9 protein-coding genes are annotated in these 12,169 nt (G+C 69.9%); all 9 read right to left on the bottom strand.

The features are described from left to right. Positions 1 to 94: 94 nt before the first annotated feature. Positions 95 to 1,111 (bottom strand): polyprenyl synthetase family protein, encoded by a 1,017-nt coding sequence (locus FRANCCI3_RS02755; protein WP_011435012.1) that lies wholly within the window; start codon positions 1,109 to 1,111, stop codon positions 95 to 97. Between the two features lie 7 nt (positions 1,112 to 1,118). After that, positions 1,119 to 2,654 (bottom strand): NADH-quinone oxidoreductase subunit NuoN, encoded by a 1,536-nt coding sequence (gene nuoN / locus FRANCCI3_RS02750; RefSeq protein ID WP_011435011.1) that lies wholly within the window; start codon positions 2,652 to 2,654, stop codon positions 1,119 to 1,121. Positions 2,655 to 2,695: 41 nt separating this feature from the next. Then, on the bottom strand, positions 2,696 to 4,384 hold the full coding sequence (locus FRANCCI3_RS02745; RefSeq protein WP_011435010.1) for an NADH-quinone oxidoreductase subunit M: 1,689 nt from the start codon (positions 4,382 to 4,384) through the stop codon (positions 2,696 to 2,698). Between the two features lies 1 nt (position 4,385). Beyond that, positions 4,386 to 6,371, bottom strand: coding sequence for an NADH-quinone oxidoreductase subunit L (gene nuoL / locus FRANCCI3_RS02740; RefSeq protein WP_011435009.1), 1,986 nt, complete (start codon positions 6,369 to 6,371; stop codon positions 4,386 to 4,388). Between the two features lie 190 nt (positions 6,372 to 6,561). After that, positions 6,562 to 6,861: an NADH-quinone oxidoreductase subunit NuoK gene (gene nuoK / locus FRANCCI3_RS02735; RefSeq protein WP_011435008.1), complete on the bottom strand. Its 300-nt coding sequence runs from the start codon at positions 6,859 to 6,861 to the stop codon at positions 6,562 to 6,564. Further along, positions 6,858 to 7,661: an NADH-quinone oxidoreductase subunit J gene (locus FRANCCI3_RS02730; RefSeq protein ID WP_011435007.1), complete on the bottom strand. Its 804-nt coding sequence runs from the start codon at positions 7,659 to 7,661 to the stop codon at positions 6,858 to 6,860. The genes nuoK and FRANCCI3_RS02730 overlap by 4 nt, the downstream gene beginning before the upstream one ends. Then, on the bottom strand, positions 7,658 to 8,311 hold the full coding sequence (gene nuoI, locus FRANCCI3_RS02725) for an NADH-quinone oxidoreductase subunit NuoI (protein ID WP_011435006.1): 654 nt from the start codon (positions 8,309 to 8,311) through the stop codon (positions 7,658 to 7,660). The genes FRANCCI3_RS02730 and nuoI overlap by 4 nt, the downstream gene beginning before the upstream one ends. 3 nt (positions 8,312 to 8,314) lie before the next feature. Then, complete coding sequence (gene nuoH, locus FRANCCI3_RS02720) at positions 8,315 to 9,664, bottom strand: NADH-quinone oxidoreductase subunit NuoH (RefSeq protein ID WP_011435005.1); 1,350 nt, start codon at positions 9,662 to 9,664, stop codon at positions 8,315 to 8,317. Continuing rightward, positions 9,661 to 12,168 (bottom strand): NADH-quinone oxidoreductase subunit G, encoded by a 2,508-nt coding sequence (locus FRANCCI3_RS02715; RefSeq protein ID WP_011435004.1) that lies wholly within the window; start codon positions 12,166 to 12,168, stop codon positions 9,661 to 9,663. Before FRANCCI3_RS02715 ends, nuoH begins: the two co-directional genes overlap by 4 nt. Between the last annotated feature and the right edge of the window lies 1 nt (position 12,169).

Here is a 12,169-nt window from a genome sequence, read left to right as displayed (position 1 = left end):
CTGGCGACCTCGCGACCTCGCGACCTCGCGACCTGGCCGGATCTCACCAGATGCGGCCAGGTCGCCGGATTTCCGGGCGCTCCCCACACCACGCTCAGCCGGTGCGGTCAACCACGAAGTCCGCGAGGGACTCCAAGGCGGTCTTCGCCGGGTTGTCCGGCAACGACGCGAGGCATTCCCGCGCCCGGCTCGACCAGGAGATAAGTTCCGCCCGGGCCCGGGCCATGCCCACGTGGCCGCGTAGCAGATCGAGAGCCTCGCCCACCCGGTCCTCCGTGTTCCCGTCGCCGGGGGCGAATCCGGTGGTGATGAGCTCCCGGAGCCGTCCCGCCGCCCGGTCGTCGGCCTGCAGCGCGTAGAGCACCGGCAGGGTCGGGATTCCCTCCCGCAGATCCGTGCCGGGCGTCTTGCCGGAGTCCACCGGGTCCGAGGCAACGTCGATGATGTCGTCGGACAGCTGGAAAGCCACCCCGAAAAGCTCCCCGAAGGTCGCGAGGGTATCGACGGTGATCGGGTCCGCGCCCGCCAGCATGGCACCGAGCCGACCCGAGGTCGCGATCAGCGAGGCGGTCTTGTCCGTGATGACCCGCAGATAGTGCTCGACCGGGTCCTGCCCGGGCGCCGGGCCCACGGTCTCCCGGATCTGCCCCTCGCACAGGGTCGCGATCGTCCGGGCGAGGATGCGGGTCGCCTCCGGGCCGAGGTCCGCCGTGATGTCGGAAGCGCGGGCGAACAGGTAGTCCCCGGTGAGGATGGCGACCGTGTTCGTCCACCGCGTGTTCGCGGAGGCCGCTCCCCGCCGCCGCGGCGCCTCGTCCATCACGTCGTCGTGGTAGAGCGTCGACAGATGGGTGAGTTCGATCGCCACCGCCGCCGGCACCACGCCGACGGCCTCGGGATCGGCGAACTGCGCCGCCAGCAGCACGACGATCGGACGGAAACGTTTCCCCCCCGCGTCGACAAGATGGCGGGAGGTCTCGGTCACGAAGGCGGATTCGCTGCGCACCGACTCGCGCAGCAGATCCTCCACCCGGGCGAGACCCACCCGCACGGCCTTTTCCAGATCAGGATCGGTCCTGATCCCCACGACGTCCAGCCCGATAGCGCTCATACCACCGTCAGCGTACGAAGCCGGACGTCGCGGCGGTCGTCGCGAGGTCCAGGAGTGGCTGTGGCGCTACTCCCAGTACAAGAGTAGCCACGGTACCGATGGCGACCGCGGCGAAGGTCAGCGTCGGGCGGGTCACCACCACCGGTCCCTCGGCAAGCGGCTCGGAGAAGAACATCAGCACGATGACCCGCACGTAGAAGAAGGCGGCGATGGCGCTGCACACCAGTGCAACGACTACCAGCGGGGTGGCGTCCCCGGCGATCGCGGCCTGGAACACCGCGAACTTCCCGGTGAACCCGCTCGTCAGCGGGATCCCCGCGAGCGCGAGCAGCAGGAACGAGAACGTCCCGGCCAGCAGGGGCGAGGTCCTGCCGAGCCCCCGCCACTGGGACAGGTCGCCGGCCTCGCCGTCGCCGGTACGGACCAGGGAGACCACGGCGAAGGCGGCGATCGTCGTGAAGCCGTAGGTCACCAGGTAGAACATCGAGCCGCGCAGGCCGTCGGTGTTGGTGCCGGCGAGGCCCACCAGCAGGAACCCGGCGTGCGCGATCGCCGAGTAGGCCAGCATACGCTTGATGTCACGCTGGGTCAGGGCGAGCACCGCGCCGACCACCATGGTGAGGATGGCGATCGTCCACAGGATTGGTCGCCAGTCCCAGCGCAGCCCTCCGAAGGCGACGTAGAAGACCCGCAACAGGGCACCGAACGCGGCGACCTTCGTCCCCGCCGCCATGAACGCGGTAACCGGCGTCGGCGAGCCCTGGTAGACGTCCGGCGTCCAGGAGTGGAACGGCACGGCGCCGATCTTGAAGAACAGCCCCACCGCCAGCAGCGCGAGCGACAGATAGAGGTAGGTGTCGTTCGCACCGGCGTTGCTGACCGCGTCCGCGACCGCCCCGAGCTCCACGCTGCCGGCAAATCCGTAGGCGAACGCGACGCCGTAGAGGAAGAAGGCCGAGGAGAACGCCCCGAGCAGGAAGTACTTCATCGCCGCTTCCTGCGACAGCAGCCGACGGCGCCGGGCGAGCCCGGCCAGCAGGTACAGCGGCAACGAGAGGATCTCCAGCGCCACGAACATCACTAGCAGGTTGTTCGAGGCGACGAAGAGCATCATCCCGGTGACCGAGAAGACCATCAGCGGATACGCCTCGGTCTGCACGTCTGCCGAGGTCTGCTGCGCCGTCGATCCCTTCGAGCCCGGGGTGATCGCGGCCGAGGCCACAATAGCCCCGCCGGACGAGTCAAGCTGGCGTTCGGCCACCAGCAGCACCGACAGCAGGGCGAAGACCAGGATCGTGCCCTGCATGAACAAGGTCGGCGCGTCGATCGCCAGCGCACCGGAGGCGAGGATGGCCTGCCGGCCGTGCAGCACCGCCACGGCCACGAGCGCGGCGACGAAGCCCGCACCCGCCAGGATCGGTTGGAAGGTCCGCCGGGCCCGCTTCGTGGCGAAGGCGTCGACGAGCACCCCGACGAGCGCGACCCCGAACACGATCAGGATCGGGCTGAGCGAGGAGTACTCGATCGACGGCGGTGTGATCATCGGGTTCGATCCCTGCGCCAGGAGAAGGTCGGGTGTGGCGCTCACGAGTGGCCTCCGGACTCCGCGGCCACCGAGTGCGTCGGAGCCGGGTCAGACTTGCCGATATCGGCGTAGGTCGCCGTCACCGTCGGCGTGATGATGTCGAGCAGCGGCTTGGGGTAGACCCCGAGCGCGACGATGAGCGCGACCATCGGGGCGACGACGAGCTTCTCGCGCAGGCTGAGGTCGACCAGGACCTTGTTCTCCTCGTGCACCACCGGTCCGGTCATCGTCCGCTGGTAGAGGTACAGGATGTAGATCGCGGCCAGCACGATGCCGGTGGTCGCGACGATCGCCAGCGGCCTGTTCCGGGTGAACGTCCCCACCAGCACCAGGAACTCGCTGACGAAGCTGTTCGTTCCAGGCAACGCCAACGACGACAGTCCGGCGACGAGGAACACCCCGGCAAGCACCGGCGTCACCCTGGCCAGGCCGCCGTAAGCACCGACGTCACGAGTGCCGCGGCGCGCCACCAGGAAGCCCACGACCATGAAAAGCAGGCCGGTGGACAGGCCGTGGTTGACCATGTAAAGCACCGCGCCGCTGCCCGCCTGGGAGGTGAAGGCGAAGGTGCCCAGCGCGATGAAGCCGAAGTGGGCCAGCGAGGTGTAGGCGACCAGCCGTTTCATGTCCCGCTGCCCGATGGCGAGCAGGGCGCCGTAGAAGATGCCGATCACCGCCAGACCAAGCACCAGCGGGGCGAAGTAGTCGGCCGCGTCGGGAAACAGCGGGATGCAGTACCGGATCAGTCCGAACGTGCCCACCTTGTCCAGCACCCCGACCAGCAGCACCGCGCCGCCGGTGGGCGACTGCGCGCCGGCGTCGGGCAGCCAGGTGTGGAACGGGAACAGGGGGGCCTTGATGGCGAACGCCAGGAAGAAACCGAGGAACAGCAGCTTCTGCACCCCGGGGGTGATGTCCATCTGCCGCAGGGTGGCGAAGTCGAAGGTTCCGCTGCCGAGGTTGTCGGCGGAGACGACGTACAGTCCGATCACGGCAGCGAGCATCAGCAGGCCGCCAAAGAGGCTGTAGAGCAGGAACTTGACCGCCGCGTAGGAGCGCTGGGCCTGCTCCCGGACCGGGCCGTAGCTCCCGATGAGAAAGTACATCGGGATGAGCATCGCCTCGAAGAAGACGTAGAACAGGAAGACGTCGGTAGCGGCGAACACGCCGATCATCCCGGCCTCCAGCGCCAGCAGCAGCGCGAAGAACGCCGGGACCGACCGCCTGCTCCGCGTCCCGGCGCCGTCCACCCCGGCGCCGTCCACCCCGGCGCCGTCCACCCCGGCGCCGTCCACCCCGACGGCGGCCGCGCCGACGGCGGCCGCGCCGGTCGGATCCGTCGCACCGGTCGTCCCGCCATCCGCGCCTGCCTCGTCCCAGGACGCCAGGACCACGACCGGCACCAGCAGCGCGGCAAGCAGGATCAGCACCAGCGAGATGCCGTCGGCCCCCACCGAGTAGGAGATGCCGAAGGTTTTGATCCAGTCGTAGGACTGGGCGAACTGGAAGCCGGCCTTGTCCGGGTTGTAGGCCGCGGTCGCAAGGACCGCGAGCACCAGAACCGCCAGCGAGAGCCCGAGGGTGAGCTGCTTGGCGAGGGTCGACAGCCGGCGGGGCAGAGCGGCGACGACCACCGCACCCGCGGCCGGGACGATCAACATGATCGTCAACCAGGGGACTGTGTGCATGTCAGCCCGCCCTCACCAGCAGCAGCGCGCCGACCACGAGGACGGCACCTCCCAACATCGACAGAGCGTAGGACCGGACGAAGCCGGTCTGGAGGCGGCGCATCCGCCCCGACAGGCCGCCGATGGCGGCGGCGCTGCCCCGCACGAGCCCGTCAACGCCGACGAGGTCCAGCCAGACCAGGAAACGGGTCAGGTACTGGCCGGGCCGCATCGCGACGGTCTCGTTGAAGGTGTTCGCGAACAGGTCGTGACGGGCGGCGACGGTGGCCAGGGTGACCTCGGAGTCCGGCGGGGCCGTCGCCTCGACCGGGCGCAGCTGGTAGCGCACATAGGCCCCGGCAAAGCCGCCGGCGGTGACCACCAGCGTGAGCAGGGTGAGGACGAGCGGCGAGAAGGTGTGGACACCCTCGACCCCCGCCCCGGCGACCGGTTCGAGCCAGTCCTGCAGCGAATGGCCGAGGACGAACAGGCCACCGGCGAGGAGCGAGCCGACGGCCAGCAGGATCATCGGACCGGTCATCGACCCCGGGGACTCGTGCGGATGCCGAGCGTGCTCGCCCTCCGTCGTCCAGCGCGGCCTGCCGTGGAAGGTCATCAGAAACAGGCGGGACATGTAGAAGGCGGTGATGCCCGCGCCCAGCAGCGCGATCGAGCCGAGCAGGTATCCCGACGTCCCGCCCTTGTCGAAGGCGGTCTCGATGATCCGGTCCTTGGTGAAGAAGCCGGAGAACCCGGGGAACCCGATGATCGCCAGGTAGCCGACACCAAAGGTCACCCAGGTGATCTTCATATACCGCCAGAGCCCGCCGTAGTGACGCAGGTCCTGGTCGTCATTCATCGCGTGGATCACCGAGCCGGATCCGAGGAACAGACCGGCCTTGAAGAAGCCGTGGGCGAGCAGGTGCATGATGCCGATCGCGTAGCCGGCCGGTCCCAGCCCCACCGCGAGGAACATGTACCCGATCTGGCTGACTGTCGAGTAGGCCAGCACCTTCTTGATGTCATCGTAGGCACAGCCGATGACGCAGCCGATCAGGATCGTGACCGCCCCGATGATCACCACGACGGTACGGGCGGCCTGCGTCTCGTTGAAGATCGGCCCGGCCCGCACGATGAGATAGACCCCGGCGGTGACCATGGTCGCCGCGTGGATGAGCGCGGAGATCGGGGTCGGGCCCTCCATGGCGTCCGGCAGCCAGGCCTGCAACGGGAACTGGCCGGACTTGCCGCACGCAGCGAGCAGGAGCAGCAGCGCGATCGCGGTGATCGTGCCGTAACCGATGACGCCCGCGGCGGCCGAGCCGAACACGTCGGCGTAGCTCGTCGACCCGACGGTGGCGAACATGAACATGATCGCGAGCGCCAGCCCGACGTCCCCGACCCGGTTCATGTAGAAGGCCTTGTTCGCCGCGGTGGCGGCGGCCGGCTTGTACTCCCAGAACTTGATGAGCAGGAAGGACGACAGCCCGACCAGCTCCCAGCCGGCATAGAGCGACAGGAAGTTGTCGCCCAGGACGAGCAGCAGCATCGACGCCAGGAAGAGGTTCATGTAGGCGAAGAACTTCCGCCGGGCCGGGTCGTGCGCCATGTAGCCGATCGAGTAGATGTGGATCAGTGTCCCGACCCCGGTGATCAGCAGCACGAAGACGACCGAGAGCTGGTCGACCAGCAGACCGACGTCCACCCGGAAACCGTTGACCGGAATCCAGGAGTACAGCTGCTGGGACAGCGCCCGGTCGTCACCGGGGCGGTCGAGCAGGCCGGCGAACAGCACCAGACCGATCACGAAGCTGGCGGCGGAGGTCAGTGTGCCGAGCAGATGCCCGAACCCGTCGGTCCGCCGACCGCCGAGCAACAGCACCGCGGCTCCGGCCAATGGAAGCGCGATGAGCAGCCAGGTCAGCGAGAAGACCCCCGACGCGGCCGCATAATGGATCTTGCTACCGCCATGTTCGGCGGCAGCGAGCAGAAGCGGGTCAGCGTTCATCGCGACTCCGCCGCGGATGCCATTGGCGATAATGCGTCACTGCAGTGTCGTCCGTTCTTCCGTGGCCGACGGCCGGTCGCAGCCGCGTTCCGGCGGCGGGAGCGGACCGGAGAGTCCACCCGACCCGGTCCGCGGTGGGAGTGCTGGTCAAGATCTGGTGCTCGCGCTCGTACTCGTGCTTGGCTGGGATCTAGTACTTCAGCAGGTTCACGTCATCCACCGACGCCGAGCGACGGGTTCGGAAGATGCTGAGGATGATGGCCAGGCCGATGACGACCTCGGCCGCGGCGACGACCATGACGAAGAAGGCCATGATCTGCCCGTCGAGGGTCCCGTGAATGCGGGAGAACGTGACCAGGGTCAGGTTCACGGCGTTGAGCATGAGCTCCACCGACATGAACACGACGATCGCGTTGCGCCGGACGAGGACCCCGACCGTGCCGATGGTGAACAGTAGCGCGGAGAGGATCAGATAGTTCGCGGGGTTCATCGACCGTCCCCCTTACCGGCGCCGACGGGCGCCGAGCCGTCCGCGTCCCGGGAGATGCCGCCGCCCGGCTCGTCGGGCGTCCCGGGGACGCCCCCGATGCCCGAGGCGCGCCCGCCGCCCGGCAACAGCCCTAGCGTGTCGGCGGAGTCATGCCGGGCGAAGACGCCCGGCCCGGGCAACGGGGTGACCTGACGGCCCTCGGTGAAGCGCCGCCGCATCCACTCCCGCTGGCTGATCCGGCCGCCTTCACGTTCCCGGTGGCCGAGGACCATCGTGCCGATCGCGGCGACGACGAGCAGCGCCGAGATCGCCTCGAAGACGAAGACGTAGTCGGTGAACAGCAGACGGCCGATCGCCTGGACGTTGCCGCCGGTGTTCGCCTCGGACAGGCCCTTGGCGCTCCCGCCGTCGATCGCCGAACCGATCGGGAAGGCCAGCAGGCCCGCGAAGCCGAGGCCGAAGACGATCGCGCCGAGGCGCTGACCACGGATGGTCTCCACCAACGAGTCGGACGAGTCGACCCCGACGAGCATCAGCACGAACAGGAACAACACCATGATCGCGCCCGCGTAGACGATGATCTGCACAAACCCGAGGAACGGTGCCTCCTGAATCAGGTAGAACACCGCGACGCAGAACAGGTTGGCCACCAGCAGCAACGCCGAGTGCACGGCGCTGCGGACCATCACCATGCCGAGTGCGGCCAGCACCGCGACCGGCGAGAGAATCCAGAAGGTCGCGGCCTCACCGGTGGAGGTGCTGGTGATGTCCCCCGCCGCGGCGAGGATCTCGTGGTTCATCGTGGTCGCTCCGAACCGGCGCCGTGGGCGGGAACCTCATCCGCCCGGGAGTGCTCGCCCGCCGTCCGCCGGGCAATGACGTCTGCTGCCTCCAGCTCCGCGGCCTGCCCCGCGACCTGCTCTTGCCCCGAGGCCTGCCAGGGCAGCGGGGCGTCGGGGTCGCGAGTGTAGTAGTCGGTCTCGCTGGAGCCGAGCCGCATCGGATGCGGCGGCGCCTCCATACCCTCGCGCAGCGGAGCGAGCAGCTGTTCCTTGGTGAAGATCAGATCCTGTCGGCTGTCGTCGGCGAGCTCGTAGTCGTTGGACATCGTCAGCGCCCGGGTGGGGCAGGCCTCGATGCACAGCCCGCACAGGATGCACCGCAGGTAGTTGATCTGGTAAACGCGGCCGTACCGCTCGCCCGGGGAGTACCGCTCGGCCTCGGTGTTGTCCGCGCCCTCGACATAGATCGCATCGGCCGGGCACGCCCAGGCGCACAGCTCGCACCCGACACACTTCTCCAGGCCGTCGGGATGCCGGTTGAGCTGGTGACGGCCGTGGAAACGCGGAGCGGTCTCCTTTTTTTCCTCCGGGTACTGCTCGGTCGTCGGCTTCTTGAACATCGTCCCGAAGGTGACGCCGAACCCCTTGTACGGGTCGAGGATCCCCATGACTCAACGCTCCTGACGCGGACCGGGGTCCGCGGGGATGACAGTGGACGACCCATTGGCCGAGGCACCGGCGGACACCGCCGGACGACCCCGTCCAGCGGCCTGCGGTGGGGGGGGCCACGGGATGCGGTCGAGGCTCGGCGCCTCGGCCAGCTTGCGCTGCTCGGCCTCCTCCAGCTCCCGTTGGTGCCTCGCGCCGCCGGGATCGATGAGCGCGACGATCAGCAGGATGCCGACGACCACGCCAAACCCGACGAGCCAGGGCGTGCGGTCGTCCACGTGCTTCTGGTAGACGCGGAAGGTCGCGACGGCCAGCACCCAGACCAGACCGACCGGGATGAGCACCTTCCAGCCGAAGCTCATGAACTGGTCGTACCGCAGCCGCGGCAGCGTCCCGCGCAGCCAGATGAAGAAGAACAGGAACGCCAGCAGCTTGAGGACGAACCAGATCAGCGGAACCCAGCCGGAGTTCAGACCGGACAGGCCGGGGATGGGCGGAGGCTGCCAGCCCCCGAGGAACAAGGTCGTCGCGATCGCCGAGACGGTGACCATGTTGATGTACTCGGCCAGGAAGAAGAACGCGAACTTGATGGAGCTGTACTCGGTGTGGAACCCGCCGACCAGTTCGCCCTCGGCCTCGGGGAGGTCGAAGGGGGTCCGGTTCGTCTCGCCGACCATCGAGATGCAGTACAGGACGAACGACGGCACCAGCACGATGTACCAGCGACCCGACTGGCCCGCCACGATGCCGGAGGTCGACAGCGTGCCGGCGTAGATGAACACCGCGACGAACGCGAGCCCCATCGCGACCTCGTAGGAGATGATCTGCGCGGCCGAACGCAGCGAGCCGAGCAGCGGGTAGGTGGACCCGCTCGACCAGCCCGACAGAATGAGCCCGTAGACGCCGAGGGAGGCGGCTGCCAGCAGGTAGAGCACGCTCACCGGCAGGTCCGCCAGTTGCAGCGTGGTCCGCTCCCCGAAGATCGAGACCTCCGGGCCGAAGGGGATCACCGCGAAGGCGAGGAACGCCGGCACCGCGGAGACGATCGGCGCCAGGATGAAGATCGGCTTGTCGGCGAGTACCGGGATGAGGTCTTCCTTGAGCATCAGCTTGGCGCCGTCGGCGAGGCTCTGCAGCCAGCCCCTCGGGCCGTGGCGGTTCGGGCCGACCCGCTGCTGCATCTTCGCGACGACCTTGCGCTCGAACACGATCGCGAACAGCGTCATCAGCAGCAGGAAGGCGAACACCGCCACGGCCTTGAGCAGGATCAGCCAGAACGGGTCGTCGGCGAACGCGTGCAGGTCCGGATCCGCGGCCGCGGCCCAGACGAGCGTGGACGGGGTGGCGCTCATGCGCGGCCTCCGGGAGTGTCGTCCCCGGCGGGGGTGCCGTCCTCGGCAGGGGGATCGTCCTCGGCGGGGCCCACCCGGACGAGGACCCCGGCGTCCCCGGCGAGCGCCCGGCGCACGTGCGAGCCCGGCGAGTGGGTCGGCACCCAGACCACCCGGTCGGGCATCGCCGTGACCTCGACGGGCAGGGTGATCGAGCCACGGGAGGCCGTGATGGTCACCCGTCTCCCGGCCACGGCGCCGATCTCGGCGGCGGTCGCGGCGGACAGGCGGGCCACCGCCGGGCGCGCGGTGCCCGCCAGGTAGGGCTCGTCGGCCTGCAGAGCGCCGTCGTCGACGAGCTGGTGCCAGGTCGCGAGCACCGCCTCACCCACCCCCGCGACGGGCGGCTCGGCGATCGGCTCCGACGGTGCGGGCACCCGGCTCACGCCGTCGCCGGCCCGACCCAGGGCGCGCAGCTCGCGGGCGGCCGCGCCGGCGTCGGGCAGGCCGAGGTCGAGGCCCATCTCGGCGGCAAGCAGGTGCAACACCCGGACGTCTGGCAGGGCCGGGGTGTCCAGGGCCCGCTGGAACGGTCGCAGCCGGCCCTCCCAGTCGACGAACGAGCCGGCCTTCTCCGCCACCGGGGCGATGGGCAGAACCACGTCCGCGACCTCGGCGATCGACGACCGGCGCAGCTCGATCGAGACGCAGAACGGCATCCGGGCGAGCGTCGCGAGCGCACTCGCCGGATTCGGCAGGTCCTCCGCGTCAACGCCGGCGACGATCATCCCGTCGAGCCGCCCGGCCGCGGCGGCAGCCAGCATGCCGTCGGTGTCGCGGCCGGGCGCGCCGGGCAGCGGACCCCCCCAGACCTCCTCGACCTCGGCGCGCCCGGCGGCATCCGTGACCGGGCGACCGCCGGGCAGCAGCGAGGGAAGCAGTCCGGCCGAGACCGCGCCGCGGTCACCGGCCCGCCGCGGAACCCAGGCGAGCGAGGCACCCGTCGCCTCGGCCAGCCGGACGGCCGCGGACAGGGCCCCGGGGAACTCCGCGGCCCGCTCGCCCACCAGGATCACCGCCCCCGGCGCCCGCAGGGCCCGCGTGGTCGGTGCTTCCGGCCCGCCCCGGTCGGGGGCGGCGAGCGCGTCGAGGACGGCCGCCTCCTCGCCCGGCCGCGTCGGCACGAGGGTGCCGGCGAGCTTGGTCAGCCCCCGGCTCGCCAGGGGGGCGAGCGCGTGCACGGCCGCGGCGTGCTTGTCCACGGCCTTACGCAGCCGCAGGAAGACGATGGGCGACTCCTCCTCCGGTTCGAAGGCCACCAGGAGCACGGCCGGGGCGGCCTCGAGATCGGCGTAGGTGACGCCGATGCCGGTACCGGCGACGGCATACCCGAGGAACTGCTCCTCCTCGGCGGAGTGCGGCCGGGCCCGGAAGTCCACGTCGTTGCTGGCCAGCGCCACCCGGGTGAACTTCGCGTAGGCGTAGGCGTCCTCGCGGGTCAGCCGCCCGCCGGTGAGCACCCCGACCCCGCGCCGGTCCCGGCACTCGGCCAGCCCCCGCGCGGCGTACTTGAGCGCCTCGCTCCAGGAGACCGGGACGAGCTGCCCGGTGTCGTCGTCGCGGATCAGCGGGGTGGTGAGCCGATCGGCCGCGCGCGCGTAGGTGAAGGCGAACCGGCCCTTGTCGCAGTTCCACTCCTCGTTCACCGCCGGGTCGTCGCCGGCGAGGCGACGGGTCACCCTGCCCCGGCGGTGGTCGGTGCGCAGGGAGCAGCCCGACGCGCAGTGCTCGCACGCCGTGGGCGTGGAGACCAGGTCGAAGGGCCGGGCCCGGAAGCGGTAGGCGGCGCTGGTCAACGCCCCCACTGGGCAGATCTGCACGGTATTGCCGGAGAAGTAGGAGGAGAACGGCTGCCCGTCGCTCACCGCGACCTGCTCGGCGGCGCCCCGCTCGAACAGCTCGATGAACGGGTCCCCGGCGATCTGGGCGGAGAACCGGGTGCAGCGGGCACACAGCACGCAGCGCTCCCGGTCCAGCAGGATCTCGGTGGAGATCGCCAGCGGCTTCGGGTACACCCGCTTGGTCTCCTTGAACCGGGAGACCGCGCCGCCGTTCGCCATCGACTGGTTCTGCAGCGGGCACTCGCCGCCCTTGTCGCAGATCGGGCAGTCGAGCGGATGGTTGAGGAGCAGGAACTCAAGCGTGCCGGCCTGGGCCTTGCGGGCGACCGGCGAGGTCAGCTGGGTCTTCACGACCATGTCGGCGGCCACCGTCGTGGTGCAGGAGGCGATCGGCTTGCGCTGGCCCTCCACCTCGACGATGCACTGCCGGCAGGCTCCGACGGGGTCGAGGAGCGGATGGTCGCAGAACCGCGGGATCTCGATGCCGAGCAGCTCGGCCGCGCGGATGATGAGGGTGCCCTTGGGCACGCTCACCGACAGCCCGTCGATGGTGAGGGTGATGAGGTCGGGTGCGGCCGGCTGGGCCGGCTCGGAGGCGCGAGGCCTGGATGGGGCGACGGTCATG

The sequence above is a fragment of the Frankia casuarinae genome (genome assembly GCF_000013345.1).
GTDB classification, from domain to species: domain Bacteria; phylum Actinomycetota; class Actinomycetes; order Frankiales; family Frankiaceae; genus Frankia; species Frankia casuarinae.
Note: the sequence above shows the minus strand (reverse complement) of the source record. Positions and strands in the feature narration are given on the sequence as shown.

Bases quoted from the DNA above. Each gene is read 5' to 3' on its own strand.
- FRANCCI3_RS02755 (WP_011435012.1), bottom strand. From the start codon at position 1,111: ATGAGCGCTATCGGGCTGGACGTCGTGGGGATCAGGACCGATCCTGAT.
- nuoN (WP_011435011.1), bottom strand. From the start codon at position 2,654: ATGATCACACCGCCGTCGATCGAGTACTCCTCGCTCAGCCCGATCCTG.
- FRANCCI3_RS02745 (WP_011435010.1), bottom strand. From the start codon at position 4,384: ATGCACACAGTCCCCTGGTTGACGATCATGTTGATCGTCCCGGCCGCG.
- nuoL (WP_011435009.1), bottom strand. From the start codon at position 6,371: ATGAACGCTGACCCGCTTCTGCTCGCTGCCGCCGAACATGGCGGTAGC.
- nuoK (WP_011435008.1), bottom strand. From the start codon at position 6,861: ATGAACCCCGCGAACTATCTGATCCTCTCCGCGCTACTGTTCACCATC.
- FRANCCI3_RS02730 (WP_011435007.1), bottom strand. From the start codon at position 7,661: ATGAACCACGAGATCCTCGCCGCGGCGGGGGACATCACCAGCACCTCC.
- nuoI (WP_011435006.1), bottom strand. From the start codon at position 8,311: ATGGGGATCCTCGACCCGTACAAGGGGTTCGGCGTCACCTTCGGGACG.
- nuoH (WP_011435005.1), bottom strand. From the start codon at position 9,664: ATGAGCGCCACCCCGTCCACGCTCGTCTGGGCCGCGGCCGCGGATCCG.
- FRANCCI3_RS02715 (WP_011435004.1), bottom strand. From the start codon at position 12,168: ATGACCGTCGCCCCATCCAGGCCTCGCGCCTCCGAGCCGGCCCAGCCG.